The organism is Martinezella multihospitum (assembly GCF_900094585.1).
Classification (GTDB): domain Bacteria; phylum Pseudomonadota; class Alphaproteobacteria; order Rhizobiales; family Rhizobiaceae; genus Rhizobium; species Rhizobium multihospitium.
On sequence record NZ_FMAG01000012.1, the window covers coordinates 42555 to 64646 of the forward strand.

A 22092-nucleotide genomic window follows, 5' to 3' on the forward strand; every position below is an offset into this window, starting at 1 on the left:
GTGAATGCTGTTTGCATGTTTTATTTGTTTTCTGCCTCTGATATGGTGGAAAGATGACATCTGCGACGAATACACGTGAAATTGAAGCCCAGGCCCTGACCGACGACGAGAATCTCCTGCGCATCGGCCATGCGATGACGCGCATGCGTCTGCTGACGGGCCGCCGCATGATCGGCAGGCTTGCCATCCAGAGCGTGGCGCCGGGTCTCGAGCTGTCGCATCTCGACGTGCTCGATGTCGTCAGGCGGGCGGAGGCAACGGGTGAAGTCACGGTCGGCACGATTGCCGAGATGCTGCGTATCGACCCGTCGCGGGCAAGCCGCATCGTTGCCGACATGGTGACGCGCGGCGTGTTGCGGCGCAAGGCATCGCAGGCGGATGCGCGTCGCATCGTCGTGGTGCTCACCGCGCTCGGCCAAAGATTGCTGTCGGAAATCCAGGCGCAGAAATATTCCGTCATCGGCAGCATTTTTGCCGATTGGACGCCGGAGGAGATCGAGAGCTTCTCGCTGCTGTTCGACCGTTATGTCAGCGGCTACGAGCAGGTTTTCCAGGCGCGCATCAAGGAAACGGACGACTGAGCCGCCGTCGCAGCCGTTCTTGCCCATGGTACTCTTCCCTAGGGATATGACTTTGCGCTATGGGCATGCCTCATGAGCCAGTCCACCACCTTCACCATCTTGCTTGGCGGCGAGCTCCGTCTGACGGAGCGGTTGCGCGCTGCGGTTTCCGGCAGTCGTTTCATCGCGGCCGATGGCGGCATGCGCCATGCAATCGCGCTTGGTGTGAAGCCTGAACTGTGGGTCGGCGATTTCGATTCCACACCTGCAGATTTGCAGGCCGCCTTCCCCAATGTGCCCAGGCAGCCCTATCCGGCAGCGAAAGCGGCGACTGATGGCGAGATCGCCGTCTCGGAAGCGATCGATCGCGGTGCCAAAAGACTGATCCTGGCGGGTGCCATGGGCGGCGAACGCTCCGATCATGCGATCCAGCACCTGCTTTATGGCGTGCATCTCGCCGAAAAGGGCCTCGATGTCTTGCTGACTTCCGGTGACGAGGAGGCGGTGCCGCTTCCGCCCGGCGATCTGACGCTGGCGCTGCCGGCCGGTTCGCTGTTCTCCGTTCTCGGGTTCAGCGATCTGACGGGCCTGTTCATCGATAATGCCCGATACCCCTTGCGCGATTTCCATTTGTCCTTCGGTGGATCGCGCACCATTTCCAACGTGGCGGAAGGCGATGTGCGCTTCTCGCTCGGCAGCGGCAGGGCGATCGTCCTTGCCCGCCCTTATGACCTTTCCGGAGTCTGATCTTGGCCCCTCCCATTCTGAAACTCGACGACATCTTCCTGAGCTTTGGCGGTGCGCCCTTGCTCTCCGGTGCCGGCCTGCAGGTGGAGCCGGGCGACAAGATCTGCCTTGTCGGCCGCAACGGCTCTGGTAAGTCGACGCTCTTGAAGATCGCCGCCGGTCTCGTCGAGGCGCAATCGGGCGAAGTGTTCCGCCACCCGTCGTCGACCGTGCGTTATCTCGAGCAGGCGCCGGATTTTGCCGGTTACAAGACGGTTGCCGCCTATGCCGAAGCCGGCCTCGGGCCTGGCGACGATCCCTATCGCGTTACCTATCTCCTTTCCCATCTCGGCCTGACCGGCGAGGAAGATCCGAAGAATCTTTCCGGCGGCGAGGCGCGTCGCGCGGCTCTCGCCCGCGTCATGGCGCCGGAGCCGGATATTCTGCTGCTCGACGAGCCGACGAACCATCTGGACCTGCCGACCATCGAATGGCTGGAAGGCGAGTTGCAGAAGAGCCGCAGCGCGCTGGTGCTGATCTCGCACGACCGACGTTTTTTGGAGAAGGTCTCGACCGCGACCGTCTGGCTCGATCGCGGTACCTCGCGCCGGCTGGACAGAGGATTCGCCCATTTCGAAGCCTGGCGCGATCAGGTGCTGGAAGCCGAAGAGCTGGAGCAGCACAAGCTCGGCAAGCAGATCGAGCGCGAAGAGCACTGGCTGCGCTACGGCGTAACGGCCCGGCGCAAGCGCAACATGCGCCGGCTCGGCGAATTGCAGGACATGCGCTCGCGCTATCGCGGTCACAAAGGTGCTTTGGGCACGGTGCAGGCGGCTGCTTCCGATGCGCAGGAAAGCGGCAAGCTGGTGATCGAGGCGGACAAGATCACCAAGACCTATAATGATCGTACCATCGTCGCGCCGTTCTCGATCCGCGTGCATCGTGGCGATTGCATTGGTCTCGTCGGCCCGAACGGCGCCGGCAAGACGACACTTCTGAAGATGCTGACCGGCCAGCTGGAGCCGGATAGTGGCACGGTGAAGCTCGGCACCAATCTGGAGATCGCCACGCTCGACCAGAAGCGCGAGGAGCTGAACCCGGAAGATACGCTCGCCAACTATCTGACTGACGGTCGCGGCGAGAACCTGCTCGTCAACGGCGAGCAGCGGCATGTGACCGGCTACATGAAGGAATTCCTGTTCCAGCCGGAGCAGGCGCGCACGCCGATCAAGAATCTTTCCGGCGGCGAGCGTGCCCGGCTGATGCTGGCGCGCATCCTGTCGCGGCCGACCAATCTCCTGATCCTCGACGAACCGACGAACGATCTCGATATCGAGACGCTCGACCTGCTGCAGGAAATCGTCTCCGGTTTTTCCGGCACGGTCATCCTCGTCAGCCATGACCGTGACTTTCTCGACCGCACCGTGACCTCAACGATTGCGCCCGCCGATCCGGAAGAGCCTGATGGGCGCTGGATCGAATACGCCGGCGGCTATTCCGACATGCTCGCCCAGCGCAAGGGGGCGATCGAGGAGCGCAAGCGGGCGGAGAAGGCAGCTGAAAAGCCGAAATCGGCCGAAGCCGCTGCGTCGACTGCAGATACCTCGAAGGGTAAAGGCAAGCTTTCCTACAAGCAGAAATTCGCGCTCGAAAATCTGCCGAAGGAAATGGCGAAGGCTGAAGCCGAGATTGCTGCCCGTGAAAAGAAGATGGCCGATCCGAACCTCTTTTCCAAGGATGCCGCTACGTTCAACCGTCTTGCGGCGGAGATGGAAAAGCTACGCGAAAGCCTGACCAAGATGGAAGAGGAATGGCTGGAGCTCGAAATGCTGCGCGAGGAGCTGGAGGGCTAAGGCTCGTATCTGCTCATCCTATGCGCGTCTTTACTATGCAGTAAAAACAATCGGTTGCGCTCGGTCGCAGCCGGCTCATTCCCTGTTGTCGAATCCGATAAACCGTTTATACATTAACGCATGCTGCCGGACGACGAGCCGGTTGATACCCCCGGGCCGACGCGGCCCGTGGCGCATGTTGGGGAAGTCCGAAGTGACCTGATTGGATTGCGCCTGATGGCGACAGGTCCTTCGTGGAAAGTTGCAGACAAATTTCGTGAGCGCTTACCGTGATGACGGCGCTTGATGCCGCATGCGGTTTTTCGAGGGGGGCTTCATGCCGATGCTGCCGCGTGCCGTTTTGTTAAGCTGTGCTATTGCCGTTTTCTCAAGCGCTCAAGCGCTCGCCCAAGGTGCTCCGTCGGCCCCGCCCGTCACGGTCGCCAAGCCTGTCATTCGCGATGTCGTCGACAGCGATGAATTCATCGGGCGCTTCCAGGCGGTCGATGAAGTTTCCGTCCGCTCGCGGGTGGGTGGCTACCTGCAAGAAGTGCATTTCAAGGATGGCGCCATGGTCAAGCAGGGCGACCTGCTTTTCGTCATCGACCAGCGGCCATTCGTGACCGCGCTGAACGAATCGACGGCCTCGCTCGAAGTGGCAAACTCATCACTCACGCTTGCCGATGCGCAATTCAAGCGCGCGCAATCGCTGTCGACAACAGGCAGCCAGTCGGCGTCGACCCTCGATGATCGCCGCCGCGATCTCGTCTCCGCCGAGGCGAATGTGCGCGGCGCGCAGGCGGCCGTCGACCGTGCCAATCTCGACATGGATTTCACCAAGATTACCGCGCCGCTCAGTGGCCGCATCGACCGGCGGCTGATCTCCGTCGGCAATCTCGTGCAGGCCGACCAAACCGTTCTGACGACCATCGTCTCGCTCGATCCCATCGATTTCTATTTCGACGTCGACGAGCGCCGGCTGCTCTCCTATGCCGACGAGGCCCGCAAGAACGGGAGCGCCCTGCAGCAGGGCGGCGGCGGGCTCGATGTGACCGTGACCATTGCCGATTCCCGTCAGAAGCCGTTCAAGGGCAAGCTCGATTTTGCCGAAAACCGCGTCGACAACGAAACCGGTACGATCCGCGTCCGTGCCAGCTTCCCCAATCCCGATTTCATCCTGCAGCCCGGCCTGTTCGGGCGCGTTCAGGTGCAAGGGTCCAACAGCTACAAGGCGATCCTTGTTCCCGATGAGGCCATCGGTTCCGACCAGAACCAGCGTGTCGTCTATACCGTCGATACCGCCGGCAACATCACGCCGAAGTCCGTCCGCCTCGGGCCGAAGCTTTATGGCTATCGTGTCATCCGCGACGGCATGACCGGCGACGAGACCATCGTCGTCAACGGGCTGATGCGCATTCGGCCCGGCGTCAAGGTGACGCCGCAGCTGATCGAGCTGCCGCAGCAGGCGACGAATGACGAGCCGCCGGCTCAGGCCGATGCACAGGGGACGAGCCAATGAGGTTTTCCCATTTCTTCGTCGATCGGCCGATCTTCGCGTCGGTCCTATCCATCGTGCTGCTGATCGTCGGCGGCATTGCCTATTTCCAGCTGCCCGTGGCGCAATATCCCGAAGTCGCGCCGCCGACAATCGTCGTGCGTACCTCCTATCCCGGCGCTGACGCCCAAACCATTGCCGATACGGTGGCAACGCCGATCGAGCAGGAGGTCAACGGTGTCGAGGACATGCTCTATATGTCCTCGTATTCGAGCGCCGACGGTTCCATGGCGCTGACAATCACCTTCAAGCTCGGCACCGATCTCGACAAGGCGCAGGTGCTGGTGCAGAACCGCGTCGCCATCGCCGAGCCGCGCCTGCCCGACGACGTTCGCCGCATCGGCATCACCACGGTCAAAAGCTCGCCGGACCTGATGATGGTCGTGCACCTCCTGTCGCCGAACAACCGTTACGATCAGCTTTATATTTCCAACTACGCGCGCACGCGCATCCGTGACATTCTCGTCCGTCTGGATGGCGTCGGCGACGTGCAGCTCTTCGGCGAGCGGCAATATTCGCTGCGCATCTGGCTCGATCCGGAAAAGCTCGCGGCCTACGGCATGACTGCCGGCGACATCGTGCAGGCCCTCAGGGACCAGAACGTGCAGGTATCCGGCGGCTCCATCGGCGGCCCGCCCGTCTCGGGCACGAATGCCTTCCAATATACGGTGACAACGCAAGGGCGCTTTTCCGATGCCCGGCAATTCCGCTATGTCATCGTCAAGGCAACAGGCAATGGCCGTCTCGTACAGCTGCAGGATGTCGCGCGCATCGAGCTTGGCGCTCAGGATTACGTCACCAACAGCTATCTGAACGGCAGTCCGGCGGTTGCGCTCGGCGTCTTCGCCCGGCCTGGTACGAATGCGCTTGCCGCCGCTGCCGACATCCAGAAGACGATGGAGGACCTGTCGCAGGATTTTCCGCAGGGGCTTGAATACCGCATCATCTACAATCCCACCGAGTTCATCGCCGAGTCGATCCACGAGGTCTACAAGACGATCTTCGAGGCGGCCATTCTCGTCGCCATCGTCGTGCTGGTGTTCCTGCAATCCTGGCGAACGGCAATCATTCCGATCGTCGCAATCCCCGTTTCGCTGATCGGCACCTTCGCCTTCCTGCTCGCCTTCGGCTTCTCGCTGAACATGCTGACGCTGTTCGGCCTGGTGCTTGCCATCGGTATCGTCGTCGACGATGCGATCGTGGTGGTGGAGAATGTCGAGCGCAATCTGTCGCTCGGCATGACGCCGAAGGAGGCGTCGCATGTGACGATGAACGAGGTGGGCACGGCCGTGCTTGCGATCTCGCTCGTGCTGATCGCGGTCTTCGTGCCGACGGCGTTTATCCCAGGCATCTCCGGTCAGTTCTACAGACAGTTCGCGGTGACGATTTCGGTCGCGACGGCGATCTCCTGTCTGAATTCGCTGACACTCTCACCGGCGATCGCGGCGATCGTGCTGCGCCCGCACAGCCACGAGAAATCCAACAATATCTTCGCGCGGTTCGGCCGCGCCTTGGGAGACGGGTTCAACCGCGGCTTCGAGCGGATGAGCCGCGGCTATTCCTGGATCGTGCGCCACCTTGTGACGACATGGGCGGCGCTCGCCTGCGCGCTTCTCGTCTTCGCCGGGCTGCTGGCCGGCACATGGTATATGGGCAGGATCGTGCCGCAGGGTTTCGTTCCCACCATGGACCAGGGCTATGCGATCGTCGTCGTGCAGCTGCCTGATGGCGCCTCGCTGGCGCGCACCAATGCCGTCATACAGAAGGCGACCGAGATCATCTCCAAGACGCCGGGCATTGCCAACGCCGTTGCCTTCGCCGGCTTCAACGGCGCGACCTTTACCAATGCATCCAATTCCGGTGTCATCTTTACGCCGTTCAAGCCGTTCGAAGAGCGATTGAAGAGCGGAGATAGCGCCACCAAGATCATCGGACAGCTCTTCGGCAGCCTGCAGGGCATCCAGGAAGCCTTCATCATCGCCATCCCGCCGCCGTCGATCCGCGGCATCGGCAATTCCGGCGGCTTCAAGATGCAGATCATGGACCGGGAAAATCCGGACATGCGCCGCATCCTGCCGCTCGCCTACCAGATGATGGGCGTTGCCGCGCAGAACAAGGGTGTCAGCGGGGTCTTTACGACATTCTCAGCCAACAGTCCGCAATATTTCCTGGCGATCGACCGCGACAAGGCGCGGGCGCTCAACGTGCCGATCCCGAATATCTTCGAGACGCTGTCGATCAATCTCGGCACATCCTACGTCAACGACTTCAATGCCTTCGGCCGCGTTTACCAGGTGCGGGCGCAGGCCGATCAGCAATATCGCATGGAGCGGGAGGATATTCTGGCACTGAAGGTTCGTTCGGCGACCGGTGCGCTGGTGCCGCTCGGCACGCTGGTCGACATCCGCGATACGACCGGACCGACGCTCGTGCAACGCTACAACATGTATGTTTCGGTTCCCGTGCAGGGCAATCCGGGGCCGGGGGTCTCCACCGGTACGGCGCTCGACACTATGGAGGGGATAGCAAAGAACCTGCTGCCGTCGGGAACGACCTTCGAATGGACGGAACTCGCCTACCAGGAGAAACATACCGGCAATACGGCGATCTACATCTTCGCGCTGTCGGTCATCTTCGTCTTCCTGGCGCTGTCGGCGCAGTATGAGAGCTGGATCCTGCCGCTTGCCATCATCCTCATCGTGCCGTTGGCGGTTCTGGCGGCATTGATCGGCGTGCATCTCCGGGGGATGGACAACAATATCCTCACCCAGATCGGCTTGATCGTGCTGATCGGCCTTGCAGCCAAGAACGCCATCCTGATCGTCGAGTTTGCGCGACAGGCGCAGGCTGAGGGAAAGAGTGCCGTCGAGGCGGCGATTGAGGCCAGCCATCTGCGTTTGCGCCCGATCCTGATGACGGCCTTTGCCTTCATCTTCGGCGTCGTGCCTCTGATGATCGCGACAGGCCCCGGCGCGGAAATGCGCCAGTCTCTCGGCACGGCCGTCTTCTCCGGTATGCTCGGCGTCACGCTGTTCGGCCTGTTCCTGACGCCGGTCTTCTACGTCGTCCTGCGCCGGCGGCGCAAGCAGGCGGAAACCGCTCAGGAGTCTTCGGCCACCGATGCCGCGGCACAATGATACCTGACGAAGTGGCTGGGTGTTTCACGGGAAACGCTCAGCCGCTCTATCTGATTGTTTTTACGCGGCTTCAGATAGGAAGCTGCTGAGAGCTTTCCCGTAGCCGCCTTAAAGATGCGGATTGCGCGGCCGGTATTTCCTAACCAGCTGCTGGTTGGTTTCCTTGGCGCCCGGCATATTGGCACTGAGGTAGACGGGCGGATTGCCATCCTTGCAGAGTTCGGCGGCGACATCGGCGAAGATCGCGTTCAGGACCGTCGTACCGACGGCCGTCGAGGCTGGCCCGACCTTCAGCTCCGTGCCCGGCAGGTCGATCATGGCATCGCCTGGCGGCAGGCCGTTGTCCAGCACGATATCAGCGATATCGGCCAGTCTCCGGCGGCCATTGGCGATGGCGGCCGAATAGGCAAGCGATGTGATGGCGATGACTGTCGCGCCGATTTCGCGGCCATAATCCGCCGCCTCGATCGGCGCGGCATTGACGCCGGAATTGGAGGCGATGACCAGCACGTCACCCGGCTGCATGCCGTAGCGTTCGAAGACCGGGCGGATGAGTCCTTCGGTGCGCTCATAGACCGAGCTGATGACAGCGCCTTCATGCAGCATGGCGGAGCCTACAAGCACGGGGATGGTGAAGGCGAGGCCGCCGGCGCGATAATGCACCTCTTCGGCCAGCATATGCGAGTGGCCGGTGCCGAAGACATAGACACGACGATCGGCACGCGCGGCCGCACAGATGGCGGCCGAGGCCCGGGCCATGGGCTCGGCCAGCGTTTCACGCAAGGTTTCCAGCCGGCCGATGAGGGCGGTGAAATAGCTGTCCGTGACTGCGCTCATGCCGCGCCTCCTTTTCAAATTTTAGGCCGAAGGCTGGCCGGAGATCCATGTTTCCGTGACTTCGATGCCGTCGTTGATGTGGACGAGATCGGCGCGGGTTCCGGGCGTGAGATGGCCGCGGTCGGCGAGCCGCAGGAAGCGGGCGGGGTAGGACGTCGCCATGCGCAGGGCCTCAGTCAGTGGCAGCTCAAGAATATTGACGCCATAACGGATCGTCGAGGCCATATCGACGTCGGAGCCGGCCAGCGTGCCGTCGTCCAGCGTCAGCTTCGAGCAGTAGCCACCCTTGGTGCGATAGACCGTGCGGCCGTTCAGCGTGAAGCTCGGAAGATCGGTGCCGACGAGCGACATCGCGTCTGTGACGAAGAACAGCCGGCCCTCGCCGCGCTTGGCGCGCAGCGCGACGCGGAGCGCGATCGGGTCGACATGGTGGCCATCGGCGATGATGCCGCACCAGGGAGCGGGGTGGTCGATCGCCGCGCCGACGAGACCCGGCATGCGATGACCCATCTGGCTCATGGCGTTGAAAAGGTGGGTGACGCCGCGAGCGCCGGCATCGAAGCGCGCATCGGCAGCTTCAGCCGTGCAATCGCTGTGGCCGATGCTGACGATGACACCGCCTTCGGCAAGCGCCTGCACCTGCCGCTCCGTGACCTGCTCGGCTGCAATCGTCACCAGAAGCGTGCCGATTTCCTCACGGGCGCGGATGAAGGTCCGGACGTCGCTATCTTCGACCGGGCGCATCAGTTCGGCAAGATGCGCGCCCTTGCGGGCCGGCGCCAGATGCGGGCCTTCCAGATGCAGGCCGGCGACGCCGCGATTGGCCTTCACGGCCTCGACGGCCGCTTCGATGGATGCCGTTGTGGCGGCTGCGACATCGGTGATGAGCGTCGGCAGCAGCGATGTCGTGCCGTAGGGGCGGTGCCCGGCGGCGATCATGTACATGGAGTCGGCCGAGGGCTCGTCATTCAGCATACGGCCGCCACCGCCATTGACCTGAGCGTCGATGAAGCCGGGAGCAAGCACACCGCCGTTCAGCGCGATCGTCTCGGCATTGTCGGGTACGTCATTGGCGCCGGTGATGGCGTGGATGCGGCCATTGCCGATGACAAGCGCGCTGTCTTCATGGAAGCGATCGCCATCGAAGATGCGGGCGCCGGTAAAGACCTTGTAGTCCATCACATGGTCTCCGTTACCTTGAGAAGATTAGCCGGCTTGTCCGGATCGAAGCCTTTGCGACGCGTTACCGACTCGATGAGGCGATAATAGCATAGCAGCGATACCAGCGGATCGAGCAGGCCGTTGCCGGTGCTGGGCATGCGCAGGTTGATGCCGGCGAGTGGTGCGGTCGAGAAGGAGACGGCGGTCGCGCCGAGTTTCTGCAGGCGTTCGAGCGCCTGGGCATTGTTGGCGAAGGCGGCATCGTCGGGCGAGAAGGCGACGATCGGGAAGCCCGGCTGCACGAGGCGCATCGGGCCGTGCATGAGTTCGGCCAGCGAGAAGGCTTCGGCGTGAAGGCCGGCGGTTTCCTTGGCCTTCAGTGCCGCTTCCAGCGCGATCGCAAATGCGGGGCCGCGACCGCCGGTATAGAGCGAGGAGGCATTGAAGAGCACATCCTCGGCAGCCTTGCCGTCGATGCCTGAGGTAGCGGCCAGCGCTTCCGGCAGCTTGGCAAGGCCGTCGATCAGTGCCTTATCCTGCGAAACCGCAGCGGTGACGCCGGCAAGGGCTGCGACCGAGGCGATGAAGGATTTGGTGGCGGCGACGCTCTGTTCCTTGCCGGCATTGAGGCCGAGCACGATGTCGGCTTCCTTGGCAAGCGGGCTGTCGGTGACGTTGACGACGGCGATGGTGGTGGCGCCGCCCTTCCTGGCCGCAGCCTGCATGGCGATGATGTCGGGGCTGCCGCCGGATTGCGAGACAGTGAAGTGGATGCCGCCTTTCAGGTGCAGCGGCGCGCCATAGACCGAGGCGATCGACGGGCCGACGGAGGCGACCGGGATGCCGCAGGAGATTTCCAGGAGGTATTTGAAAAAGGTGGCGGCGTGGTCGGACGAGCCGCGCGCTGCCGTCGTGATCAGCGACGGGCGGCCCGAGGAGAAGAGCTTCGCGATCTCGGCGAAAGCGGGCTTTTCCTTTTCAAGCAGCGTAGCAACCACCTCAGGCGATTGGCCGGCTTCCGTCAGCATCAGGGATTGGGTCTCGCTCATAGGTCATCTCCAATTCTCAATTCAGCAACAAAATCATAGGCATCGCCGCGATAGTGCGAGCGGGTGTATTCAACGACGCGCTGGTCGGCCAGGCGGGAAACGCGCTCGATCAGAAGCGCTGGCGCCCCGGCCTTGACGGTCAGGATCGATGCGGAGGTGGGGTCGAGCGTCACGGCGGTCAGCCTTTGCTGGGCGCGCACCGGCTTGAAGCCCTTGGCGGCGAGCGCATCGTAGAGGGAGCCTTCGGATATGGCGTCTTCGCCAAGGAATTTGATGGGAACGACGGCGCGCTCGATGGCAAGCGGCTGGCCATCCGCCAGGCGCAGGCGGTCAAGCCGCAGCACGGGCTCATCAAGGCCGAGACCTAGCAGGAACGATTCCTCCGGCGCCGGCGCGCTGACGGTACGTGACAGGATGCGCGCCGCCGGTTCGCGACCGCGCGAGCGCATATCGGCGGAGAAGGAGGAGAGGCGCCAGAGCGGTTGTTCGATGCGCTCGACATGCTGCGAAACGAAGGTGCCGCTGCCGTGGCGGGATTCGATGACGCCCGAGGTGAGAAGGTCGCGATAGGCGGTTCTCACCGTGACGCGGCCGATCTGCAGGGCGCCGGCGAGATCGCGCTCGCCCGGAAGCGCCGTACCCGGTTTCAGCAGACCCTCTTGAATCAAGCCGGTCAGTGCCTGCGCCAGGCGCTTGTACAGCGGTCCGCTCGCGGTCCCGTCGCTCAAACCGCGATTGCTCAATTCGAGGATCAAACTGGTTCTATCCATGGTGTTTATATAGAACCTATTTAGAACCAATTCACAAGGTGAATTTGGTCGCATCGCAAAAAAGAATCGGCCGGGCGTTTTGGACGCCCGGCCGATTTTTCAAGTGAGCGGGACATGCCCAACTCAGTTCTTGGTGAAGATGTAATCCGTTTCCTGCCGCAACACCTCGCCCGGGCGGAGCACGGCATTGGGAAAGCCTTCGTGGTTGATGGCGTCGGGCCAGACCTGCGTTTCCAGGCAGAAGCCGGCGAACGGGCCGATCTTGCGGCCGTCATGGCCGGGAACCGGCACGTCCAGCTTGAAACCGGTATAGAACTGCACGCCGGGCTCGGTGGTGCGGACCTCAAGCGACACGCCGGAATTGACGCTGCGGGCGAGCACGACGGAGCGCTTGGCGGTGCGTTCGGTCGACAGGCAGAAATTGTGGTCGTAAAGCGCCTGTTCGCTTCCGTCGAAGCGCTTCATCGGCGACATCTCGCGGAAATCGAAGACGGTGCCCTCGACGGAGCGGATCTCGCCGGTCGGGACCTGCTTGTCGTCCGTCGGCGTATAGTGATCGGCGGCGATCATGATGTCGTGGCCGAGCGCATCGTCACGACCGTCGAGGTTGAAATAGGCATGCTGGCAGACATTGGCGAGCGTCGGCTGGTCGGTTGTGGATTCGTAGGTCACCGACAGTTCGCCGTTGCCATGCACCCAATAGGTCGCCTGGATCGTGCAGTTGCCGGGATAGCCGGCGCGGCCATCGGGATCGACGATCTTCAGGACGACGCGGTCGGTATCGTGCTCGACGATGGTCCAGTTGCGCTTGGCGATATTGTCCTTGCCGCCGTGCAGATGTGTGACGCCCTTCTCGTTGAGTTCGAGCTGGTACTGCTTACCATCAAGCGTGAAGCGGCCGGCGCCAATGCGGTTGGCGCAGCGGCCGGGCGTGGCGCCGAAATAGGAGGAATGAGCGGGATAATCGGCAAAATCGTCGAAGCCGAGCAGGAGCGAAGGCCCGTGGCCGTCAAGACGCAGATCCTGGATGACCGCGCCCCATGACATGATATGCGCCGTCAGGCCGCCGCCGACGATCTTGACGCGATAAACGGTATCCCCATCGGCCGTCGTCCCAAAAACTTCCCGCTGCAAAGTGCTTTCCGTCATATCAACTCATCCATCGCTTTTGAGTATGTGAGGCCAGACCCTGCCTCCATTCGTGCGGTTCCGCAACCTGTCCGATGGCGAAATTTAGAGGCGGGCGGAGGAGAGGCAAGGCTCCGCCTAGTTCTCGAGACGCTACGCTGCGCTGGAAGTGTGCAATGCCTATGACAGAGCGGTCTGTTTCTGTAACAGCCCCTCACCCTAGCCCTCTCCCCGCTTGCGGGGAGAGGGGACGACAGTGGCAGATGACTTGGCCTTTGGTTCGTGGTGAGGTCGCCGTAGAGCCCCCTCTCCCCGCTAGCGGGGAGAGGGTTGGGGTGAGGGGCCAGGCAGGAGGGTACAGCAGAACAGTGCGCGCGTGACTATTGCAAAACCCAGGCTGATCCAGCCTTAGCGTGACAATTCCTTCGTCGCCTTTTCCAACCCGCCGAGCGTCAGGGGGTACATGCGATTGGTCATCAGCCGGCGGATCATCGAGATCGAGGTCGTATGGCCCCAATAGCTTTCCGGCACGGGATTGATCCAGATGCATTTGCGGAAATGGCCGGTCATTCGGGCGAGCCAGGTCTCGCCAGCCTCCTTGTTCCAGTGCTCCACCGAGCCGCCTGGCTGAGTGATCTCATAAGGGCTCATGGAGGCGTCGCCGACGAAGGCGATGCGGTAGTCGGGGCCGAAGGTGCGGATCAGGTCATTCGTCGCCGTGATGTCGACGCGCCGGCGGCGATTGTCCTTCCACACGCCCTCGTAGAGACAGTTGTGGAAGTAAAAATATTCCATGTGGCGAAACTCCGCGCGGGCGGCGGAAAACAGTTCCTCGACGACGCGGATATGGTCGTCCATCGAGCCGCCGACGTCGAAGAACATCAGGAGTTTGACGGCGTTGCGCCGTTCCGGTCGGGTCTGGACGTCGAGATAGCCATGCTCGGCGGTGGAGCGGATGGTGCCGGAGAGGTCCAGCTCCTCGGCTGCCCCCTCGCGCACCCAGCGGCGCAGGCGTTTCAGGGCCACCTTGATGTTGCGGGTGCCGAGCTCGACGCCGTCGTCGAGATTCTGGAAGTCGCGCCGATCCCAGACTTTTACCGCGCGGCGGTGGCGTGATGTTTCCTGGCCGATGCGCACGCCTTCCGGATTGTAGCCATAGGCGCCGAAGGGGGAGGTGCCTGCCGTGCCGATCCACTTCGAGCCGCCCTGGTGCCGGCCTTTCTGTTCGGCCAGCCGCTGGCGCAGCGTCTCCATGAGCTTGTCGAAGCCGCCGAGCGCCTCGATCTCTCGTCTTTCCTCTTCGGTCAGATGCCGCTCGGCGAGCTTGCGCAGCCATTCCTCGGGTATGGCCCTCGGCTCGACCGCATCACCCTCGGTATTGCCGCCGATCGCCTCGACGCCGCGGAAATAGTCGGCAAAAATCTGATCGAAGCGATCGATGAAGCGCTCGTCCTTGATGAGCGTCGTGCGGGCCAGATAGTAGAAGGCCTCAACATCATAGTCGGCAATCCCTTCTTCCATTCCTTCAAGCAGCGACAGGAATTCCCGGAGCGTCACCGGTACCTTCGCTTCCTTCAGTTTCAGGAAGAAGGGAATGAACAAGCCTATGACCTTTCCTGGCCGATCTCCTCCAGATCATACGGCGTGGTCTGGTAGATCTCGTTGATCCAGTTGCCGAAGAACAGATGCGCGTGGCTGCGCCACCGGTTCTGCGGGGGAATTTCCGGGTCGTTATGCGGGAAGTAGTTGTGCGGCATCTTGATCGGCACGCCCGAATTCACATCCCGGAAATATTCGTCCGCCAGCGATGTGGAATCATACTCCACGTGATTGAACATGTAGAGCCGGTTGCAGGCCTGCTCGTGCACGAGGCAGACGCCCATCTCGCTCGAATCCATCAGGATCTGCAGGCCTGGCACTTTTTCGATGTCGGCGCGCTTCACTTCCGTCCAGCGCGAGACCGGAATGGCGAAATCGTCGGAGAAGCCGTTGAGGTAGACCGAGGAGGGCTTCAGGTTCTGGTGGCGATAGACGCCGAAGGCCTTTTCCGTCAGCGTATATTTCGGCACCTTGTGGAAATGGTAGATCGCCGCCATGGCGCCCCAGCAGACGTTCAGCGTCGAGTGGACATTGGTGGCCGTCCACTCGAAGATCTCCTGCATTTCCTTCCAGTAGGTGACGTCTTCATAATCCAGCAGCTCGATCGGCGCGCCGGTGATGATGAAGCCGTCGAACTTGCGGTGCTTCACTTCTTCCCAGGTCTCGTAAAAAGCAAGCAGATGCTCTTCGGAGGTGTTCTTGGCCTTGTGCGCGCCGATGCGCACCAGCGAAAATTCCACCTGCAGCGGCGATGCGCCGACCAGGCGCGCCATCTGGACCTCGGTCTTGATCTTGTTCGGCATGAGGTTGAGAAGCCCGATCTGAAGGGGGCGGATATCCTGACGGAACGCCACCGTTTCGGTCATCACCCGCACACCCTCGCTCTGGAGGGTTTCAAACGCGGGGAGCGTATCGGGAATCTTGATGGGCATTGTTTCACTCGCCAAATACAAAAAAACCGGCCGCGATCATGAATCGCTACCGGTCCGCACGCGGCCCTTTAGCGACTTATTTAACGTGGCTGCAAGCCGGCCGGCCAAATCACCACGAGAGAGATTTCATAAACCTGTCATTCCGGCGGGTCAATGGGCTAACGGATAGGCCGGAGGCCGCCTCGCCCTTCGAGGCCCCGGCATTTGCGCTCACGCTTCAACGCCAAGGCACCTCAGGGTGAGGCGGAGAGAGTTTCCAACACTGCGTGAAAGATCAGATCTCATGGTGAGGAGGCCCGCAGGGCCGTCTCGAACCACGAGGGCGGGTGGAATTTGCATCCCATTCCTGATGAGAAGGTATTTGCCGACTCGTCGGCGGAAAATGCGGTAGTTGGCTTTATTTGTCCTGTTCCGGAGGCGGGACATCGGCCTCCGTTTACAGACGGTCGAGAAGTACTTCCATGTCATAGCCGAGACGTTTGCGTGCCTCGGCAATCGTCATCCAGAAAAAGCGGAAGCGGATGGGTTCGCCGCCGCCAAACGGGATCGCTTCCAAATGGAGCCATTCGGCGGGTGTAGTCTCAGGCACATCGCAACGGAAATAATGTCGCCGATGGCTATAGCTGCGTCCGTTCTTTTCAAAGCGGTAATCGCGGATGCCGAGCGGGTGCATAGTATCTGCAATCAGCCCTGTCTCCTCGGCAAATTCGCGCGCTGCTGCGAGCGCCAGATCTTCGCCTTCCTCGACCGTACCGCCCGGCACCTGCGGTTCGATTGTTGGGAAATCCGGCTCGTCGAAGACAAGAAGATGACCATCCCGAACGGCGCAGATCAGGACCTTGACGGCATCTGGCTGCATTATTTTCCCTGCCCTCGCGCCATGAAGGCCAGCCGTTCGAAGAGATGGACATCCTGCTCGTTCTTCAGCAATGCGCCATGCAGCTTCGGCAGCGCGTTCTTCGCATCGGCGCGCAGCGTTTCGGGATCGACGTCGTCTGCGACCAGCAGGCGTATCCAGTCGAGCGCTTCGGAGGTCGAGGGTTTCTTCTTCAGGCCCGATACGTCTCGAATTTCGAAGAATTGAGTCAGTGCCGCATGGACGAGCGTCTGCTTGATGCCGGGATAATGCACCTCGACGATGCGCTTAAGCGTCTCCATGTCGGGAAACCGGATATAGTGGAAGAAACAGCGGCGCAGGAAGGCATCCGGCAATTCCTTCTCGTTGTTCGAGGTGATGATGACGATCGGGCGGATCGCGGCCTGGATCGTCTCGCCGGTCTCGTAGACATGGAATTCCATGCGGTCGAGTTCCTGCAGGAGATCGTTCGGAAATTCGATATCGGCCTTGTCGATCTCGTCGATCAGCAGCACGCACTTCTTCGGCGAGGTGAAGGCCTGCCAGAGCTTGCCCTGGCGGATATAGTTCGTGACATCGTGAACTCTGATGTCGCCGAGCTGACTGTCGCGCAGGCGCGAGACTGCATCATATTCGTAGAGACCCTGCTGGGCCTTCGTCGTCGATTTGACATTCCATTCGATCAGGTCGAGGCCGAGGGCGGCGGCCACCTGGCGTGCAAGTTCGGTCTTGCCCGTACCCGGCTCGCCCTTTACCAGAAGCGGGCGCTCCAGTCTTATGGCGGCATTGACGGCGACCATCAGATCCTTGTCGGCGATATAGTCGGCAGTTCCCTGGAATTGCATCGGAAGGCTTTCTCAATCTTTCGAGTGCAAGCTAATTGCTGACCTTATTCGGTTCAAGACGCGAAACCGTGTATATAGGAATGTGATCCCACCGATCTATTGCAAGGGTGGACATGAGGGCGGGTCATGATTAACTGACGGGACGCGTCGCAGGGAAGTGCTGATGGCAGTTGAAAAGCAAGCCAAGCCGAATATCCAGGGAAACGAACAGGTCGGATACGATTTAAGCCTTTTCTTTCGGCTGAGGATGATGTTCTCCGCTTTCTGGAATTCGGCTGTTCGCATCAAGATTATTTCCCTGACAATCGCGCTCTTCGTGATCATCCTGGTCACGGCCTATGTCCAGGTGCTGCTCAACAACTGGAATGCGCCTTTCTACGATTCGCTGGCAAGGCGCGATATTTCCGCTTTCTTCCATCAGCTCGGCGTCTTCGGCATCATCGCCGGCTCGCTGCTGGTCCTCAACGTCGTTCAGGCCTGGCTCAACCAGATGACCGCGCTCTACATGCGCGAAGGGCTGGCGCGCGATCTGGTCGATCAATGGCTGCAGGCCAAGCGCGCGCTTCGCCTTGCCTCTTCCGGCCTGATCGGCGTCAATCCCGACCAGCGGCTGCATGAGGACGCCCGCAATCTTGCCGAAAGCTCGACGGGGCTTGCCATTGGGCTGGTGCAGGCGACGATCCTGCTCTTGAGCTTCATCGGCGTGCTCTGGGAGCTCTCCAGCGGCATGGTCTTTCACCTCAGGGGCATGAGCTTCTCTATTCCGGGCTACATGGTCTGGGCGGCGATCCTTTATGCGGGATCGGCGTCCTTCCTCAGCCAGTTCGTCGGTCGCCGTCTGGTGCGGCTGAATGCGGATCGCTATTCGAAGGAAGCCGAGCTGCGCTTCGCGCTCATGCATGCCAACGAGCATATGCCGGCAATCACCATTGCTGGCGGCGAGGAGAACGAGCGGCGGCGGATCAATCTCGATATATCGGCCGTGCTTGCCGTCATCCGCCAGCTGGCCATCGCCAATACCAATCTCACCTGGGTTTCGGCCGGTTACGGCTGGCTGGTGCTGATCATTCCCATCCTGGTTGCCGCGCCCGCCTATTTCTCCGGCGGCCTGACCTTCGGCCAGCTGATGGTGGCGGTTGGCGCCTTCAATCAGGTCAATTCGGCGCTGCGCTGGTATGTCGCCAATTTCGGGCCGATCGCCGAATGGCGTGCCACGCTGATGCGCGTGACCGATTTCCGCAAGGCACTGACGGAAATGGACGATAAAACGCCGATGCCGCACACCCTCGTCTTCGAAAAGGCGGCGCCGGGCACGATGGTCTGGACCGATCTGGAGATTTCGACGAAGACCAACGACGAGGCGACGGAAAACGGCTTCCGGATCGCGGAAGGCACCGTGACGATCAATGCCGGCGAGCATGTGATGATCAACGGCGATCACGGCGTAAACCGCAGGTTGCTGTTCGAGGTGCTGGCGCATCAATGGTATAGCGGTTCCGGCACGGTCAGCCTGCCGCCGATGGACGATATGCTGTTCGTGCCGCACACGCCCTATGTGCCGACCGGCACGCTCAGGGAGGCAATCTGTTTTCCGGATGACCGCGACGCCTACGACGATGCCGCCGTCGATGAGGTCCTGGACAAGGTGGGGCTCGGCCGTCTGAAGAGCCGTCTCGATACGCAGGCTCGCTGGGATCGATTGCTCGATACCGAGGAGCAGAAAGCCGTCGGTTTTGCGCATCTGCTGCTCGCGAAGCCGAAATGGGTCGTCTTCGACGATGCCCTGGAAGGGCTGGAAGCTGAAGTTCAGGCGAAGGCCTTTGCCATGCTGGGCGAGCTGGAGGACGCGACCCTGATCTATATCGGCCGCTCCGACGCCTTCATGCATGCCATGTCGCCGCGTGTCCTGCATCTGCAGTCCTTGGCTCCGCATGAGCACAGCACCGATATGCAAACGCCTTCCGAAATTGCCGGTGCGGCGCAGGTGGATGAGAAAAAGGCCAGTGCACCATAACCAAGTGCGCCGTAACTAGAGCAGTTTCGCTTTTCTTCGAATCGCGAAAATGCTCTATCCCTTTGTTTTTACGCAATTCCAGGCGGAAAACCGCTATGCACTTTTCCTGGAATTGCTCTACGGCGGCACGGCAAGTCTTCACGCAGCCGCTGCCGCTCTGGCTTACATTCTCCCAAAACGCAAAATGCAAAACGCCCCGTCACGAGGACGAGGCGTTCTTCATGCAAGCAGGTGGCCGAGGCTCAGTCCTTGGCGCGCTCGACGTAGGAATTGTCTTCCGTTGCGATGACGACGCGGGTGCCGGCGTTGATGTGCGGCGGCACCAGGGTGCGGATGCCGTTCGACAGCATGGCGGGCTTGTAGGACGAGGATGCCGTCTGGCCCTTGACGACCGGCTCGGTCTCGGTGATCTCGAGCGTCACGTGGCGCGGCAGTTCGAGTGCCAGCGGGATGCCTTCGTGGATCGACAGGATGCAGGTCATGCCTTCCTGGAGGTAGGCCTTCTGGTCGCCCATGGTTTCGACATCGACGACGACCTGATCGTAGGTGGCCGGGTTCATGAAGTGGAAGCCTTCGCCGTCTTCATAAAGGTACTGGAAGTTCACGTCTTCGACGAAGGCGCGCTCGACCTGTTCGGTGGTGCGCCAGCGCTCGGAGACCTTCACGCCATCGACGATGCGGCGCATGTCGACCTGGGTGACCGGGGTGCCTTTGCCCGGATGAAAGTTCTGAGCGGTGAGAACGACGTAGAGCTTGCCGTCGACGTCGAGAACGTTGCCCTTGCGGACGGAAGAGGCGATGACCTTGACCATAAGACTTCCTTGTAACGCTGCGTTTTGCGTCGTAGAGGGACTGTCTGAATGCTCTCCGAGACGCAGCTTTTGTTTGCTTGGGGGCGCAACTACCCTAAATCAACGGAAATTGCCACCCCCAAGGCGGCCGGTGCGCTGAAGAAAGCTAGGAATGAAGCCAAAGACGAGCAAAGCGTCCCCCTGGTGGACCCGCAATGTCCATGCGGACCGGCGGCCGTTCCTCATTGGCCGCAATGCCATCCAGGCGGCGCTGCGGGTTTTCTTCGCGCGCAACGACTTCATCGAGGTGGATACGGCGACGCTGCAGGTATCGCCTGGCAACGAGGCGCATCTGCATGCCTTCGAGACCGAGGCGCTGACGACTGACGGCAAGCCATCGCCTCTTTATCTCCACACTTCGCCGGAATTTGCCTGCAAGAAACTGCTGGCGGCCGGCGAAGAGCGCATTGCCTGCTTTGCGCATGTCTATCGCAATCGCGAGCGCGGGCCGCTGCATCATCCGGAATTCACCATGCTCGAATGGTATCGGGCCGGCGAGAGCTACGAGACCTTGATGGCGGATTGTGCCGCGCTGCTGGCGCTGGCGGCCGAAACGGTCGGGGCGAAAAAGCTGACCTATCGCGGCGCGGAGACGGATCCTTTCCTGCTGCCCGAGCGCATCAGTGTCGCCGCGGCCTTCGAGCGTTATGCCGGCATCGATCTTTTTGCCTCCATCGGTCTCGATGGCTCGACGGATCGCGAGCGGCTGGCGGCGGATATGCGCAAGGCGGGCATTCGGGTTGCCGATGACGATCTCTGGCAGGATCTCTTCAGCCGCGTGCTGGTCGAGAAGATCGAGCCGAACCTTGGTTTCGGTTGTCCGACCATTCTTGACGAATATCCCGTTTCAGAAGCGGCACTTGCCCGGCCTTCGGCCAGGGATCATCGCGTTGCCGAGCGTTTCGAGCTTTATGCCTGCGGCGTCGAGCTTGCCAATGCCTTCGGCGAGCTCACCAATGCCGAGGAGCAGCGCCGCCGCTTCGAGATCGAGATGGCGGAAAAGCAGCGCGTCTATGGCGAGACCTATCCGCTCGACGAGGATTTTCTGGAGGCGCTTGCCGTCATGCCCGATGCCAGCGGCATTGCGCTCGGCTTCGACCGGCTGGTGATGCTGGCAACCGGCGCCTCGCGGATCGAGCAGGTGCTCTGGGCGCCGGTTGCGGAGTATGACGCATGAATGTGATGCGACCGATCCGGACTATCGGCGAGCTTGAGCGTGCCGGACTGATCGATGCCGATCAGGCGGTCGCGCTGGAAGCTGTGGCGGAGCGCTATGCCGTTGCCCTGACACCGACCGTGACGCGCCTGATCGACCCCGCGAACCCCGCCGATCCCATTGCCCGGCAGTTCGTGCCGGATGCCGCCGAACTCATCGTCACGCCCGAGGAGCGGGCCGATCCGATCGGTGATCACGTGCATAGCCCGGTCGAAGGCATCGTCCATCGCTATCCGGACCGCGTGCTTCTGAAGGCCGTGCATGTCTGCCCGGTCTATTGCCGCTTCTGCTTCCGCCGCGAGATGGTCGGACCGCAAGGGCTCGGCACGCTGGACGGTGATGCGCTCGACGGTGCCTTTGCCTATATCCGCGAGCATGATGAGATCTGGGAGGTCATCCTCACTGGCGGCGATCCGTTGGTTCTCTCGCCGCGGCGGCTCGAAGAGATTCTCAGGCAGCTTGCCGATATCGACCATGTGAAGATCGTCCGCTTCCATACCCGTATTCCCGTCGTCGACCCGTCAAAGGTGGATGCGGCGCTGATTGCGGCCCTGAAAGCGAGCGGCAAGACCGTCTATGTGGCGCTGCATGCCAATCATCCACGCGAGCTGACGGACGAGGCGCGTGCTGCCTGCGCCCGGCTCGTCGATGCCGGCATCGTGCTTGTCAGCCAGTCGGTTCTCCTCAAGGGCGTCAACGACGATCCGGAGGTGCTGGCGGCGCTGATGAAGGCCTTCGTCGAAACGCGGGTGAAGCCCTATTATCTGCACCATCCGGATCTTGCGCCCGGCACCAGCCATTTCCGCCTTGGCATCGCCGAGGGGCAGGCGATCGTCGCCGCACTCCGCGGCCGCATCTCCGGCCTTTGCCAGCCCACCTACATTCTCGATATCCCCGGCGGTTACGGCAAGGCCGATATCGGCCAGAGCTCGGTGCGCGAGATAGGGGAAGGTTGCTATTCGGTTTCTGACTATCGCGGCGGCGAACATATCTATCCGCCGCAAGGCTAACTTCCAATCTTCCG

Annotated in this window: 18 protein-coding genes and 1 riboswitch; of the genes, 8 read left to right on the top strand and 10 right to left on the bottom strand. The window is 61.5% G+C overall.

Annotated elements, in window-relative coordinates:
• The first annotated feature begins 53 nt into the window (after positions 1–53).
• The 5 genes from GA0061103_RS31490 (at position 54) to GA0061103_RS31510 (ending at position 7810) form a co-directional block, all read left to right on the top strand.
• Entirely contained in the window at positions 54–581 is a 528-nt protein-coding gene (locus tag GA0061103_RS31490; protein ID WP_092719031.1) for a MarR family winged helix-turn-helix transcriptional regulator, read from the top strand.
• Positions 582–653: 72 nt separating this feature from the next.
• The gene (locus GA0061103_RS31495; RefSeq protein WP_092719034.1) at positions 654–1307 is read left to right on the top strand and encodes a thiamine diphosphokinase; all 654 of its coding nucleotides are present in this window, start codon (positions 654–656) and stop codon (positions 1305–1307) included.
• A gap of 2 nt (positions 1308–1309) precedes the next feature.
• Positions 1310–3139, top strand: coding sequence for an ABC-F family ATP-binding cassette domain-containing protein (locus GA0061103_RS31500; protein WP_092719037.1), 1830 nt, complete (start codon positions 1310–1312; stop codon positions 3137–3139).
• 316 nt (positions 3140–3455) lie between these two features.
• Positions 3456–4637 (top strand): efflux RND transporter periplasmic adaptor subunit, encoded by a 1182-nt coding sequence (locus tag GA0061103_RS31505; protein ID WP_092719295.1) that lies wholly within the window; start codon positions 3456–3458, stop codon positions 4635–4637.
• Positions 4634–7810 (top strand): efflux RND transporter permease subunit, encoded by a 3177-nt coding sequence (locus tag GA0061103_RS31510; protein WP_092719040.1) that lies wholly within the window; start codon positions 4634–4636, stop codon positions 7808–7810. Before GA0061103_RS31505 ends, GA0061103_RS31510 begins: the two co-directional genes overlap by 4 nt.
• A 108-nt stretch (positions 7811–7918) precedes the next feature.
• On the opposite strand, the gene GA0061103_RS31515 is transcribed toward GA0061103_RS31510, so the two are convergent.
• The 9 genes from GA0061103_RS31515 to GA0061103_RS31555 form a co-directional block, all read right to left on the bottom strand.
• Positions 7919–8647, bottom strand: a complete 729-nt coding sequence (locus GA0061103_RS31515) for an SIS domain-containing protein (RefSeq protein WP_092719043.1) — start codon at positions 8645–8647, stop codon at positions 7919–7921.
• Between the two features lie 21 nt (positions 8648–8668).
• A complete protein-coding gene (gene nagA, locus GA0061103_RS31520; protein ID WP_092719046.1) occupies positions 8669–9826 on the bottom strand; it encodes an N-acetylglucosamine-6-phosphate deacetylase in 1158 nt (385 codons plus the stop codon).
• Entirely contained in the window at positions 9826–10857 is a 1032-nt protein-coding gene (locus GA0061103_RS31525) for an SIS domain-containing protein (RefSeq protein ID WP_092719050.1), read from the bottom strand. The genes nagA and GA0061103_RS31525 overlap by 1 nt, the downstream gene beginning before the upstream one ends.
• Positions 10854–11627: a GntR family transcriptional regulator gene (locus GA0061103_RS31530; protein ID WP_092719053.1), complete on the bottom strand. Its 774-nt coding sequence runs from the start codon at positions 11625–11627 to the stop codon at positions 10854–10856. Before GA0061103_RS31530 ends, GA0061103_RS31525 begins: the two co-directional genes overlap by 4 nt.
• Positions 11628–11750: 123 nt before the next feature.
• Positions 11751–12776 (bottom strand): aldose epimerase family protein, encoded by a 1026-nt coding sequence (locus GA0061103_RS31535; RefSeq protein ID WP_092719056.1) that lies wholly within the window; start codon positions 12774–12776, stop codon positions 11751–11753.
• Positions 12777–13163: 387 nt separating this feature from the next.
• Entirely contained in the window at positions 13164–14357 is a 1194-nt protein-coding gene (locus GA0061103_RS31540) for a vWA domain-containing protein (protein ID WP_092719059.1), read from the bottom strand.
• Positions 14358–14359: 2 nt separating this feature from the next.
• Positions 14360–15286, bottom strand: coding sequence for a homoserine O-acetyltransferase MetA (metA, locus tag GA0061103_RS31545; protein ID WP_092719064.1), 927 nt, complete (start codon positions 15284–15286; stop codon positions 14360–14362).
• Between the two features lie 48 nt (positions 15287–15334).
• Positions 15335–15412: riboswitch (SAM riboswitch) on the bottom strand.
• A gap of 310 nt (positions 15413–15722) precedes the next feature.
• Complete coding sequence (locus tag GA0061103_RS31550; protein ID WP_092719070.1) at positions 15723–16145, bottom strand: NUDIX hydrolase; 423 nt, start codon at positions 16143–16145, stop codon at positions 15723–15725.
• Positions 16145–16987, bottom strand: coding sequence for an AAA family ATPase (locus GA0061103_RS31555; protein ID WP_092719074.1), 843 nt, complete (start codon positions 16985–16987; stop codon positions 16145–16147). Before GA0061103_RS31555 ends, GA0061103_RS31550 begins: the two co-directional genes overlap by 1 nt.
• A gap of 163 nt (positions 16988–17150) precedes the next feature.
• Between GA0061103_RS31555 and GA0061103_RS31560 the strand changes: the two genes are divergently transcribed.
• The gene (locus GA0061103_RS31560; RefSeq protein ID WP_092719079.1) at positions 17151–19001 is read left to right on the top strand and encodes an ABC transporter ATP-binding protein/permease; all 1851 of its coding nucleotides are present in this window, start codon (positions 17151–17153) and stop codon (positions 18999–19001) included.
• 242 nt (positions 19002–19243) lie between these two features.
• Here the strand turns inward: GA0061103_RS31560 and efp are convergent, their stop codons facing one another.
• The gene (efp, locus tag GA0061103_RS31565) at positions 19244–19813 is read right to left on the bottom strand and encodes an elongation factor P (RefSeq protein WP_004126942.1); all 570 of its coding nucleotides are present in this window, start codon (positions 19811–19813) and stop codon (positions 19244–19246) included.
• A 151-nt stretch (positions 19814–19964) separates the two neighbouring features.
• Between efp and epmA the strand changes: the two genes are divergently transcribed.
• Both epmA and GA0061103_RS31575 read left to right on the top strand, forming a co-directional pair.
• The gene (gene epmA / locus GA0061103_RS31570; RefSeq protein WP_092719083.1) at positions 19965–21029 is read left to right on the top strand and encodes an EF-P lysine aminoacylase EpmA; all 1065 of its coding nucleotides are present in this window, start codon (positions 19965–19967) and stop codon (positions 21027–21029) included.
• Positions 21026–22078 (top strand): lysine-2,3-aminomutase-like protein, encoded by a 1053-nt coding sequence (locus GA0061103_RS31575; protein WP_092719087.1) that lies wholly within the window; start codon positions 21026–21028, stop codon positions 22076–22078. The genes epmA and GA0061103_RS31575 overlap by 4 nt, the downstream gene beginning before the upstream one ends.
• The last annotated feature ends 14 nt before the right edge of the window (positions 22079–22092 follow it).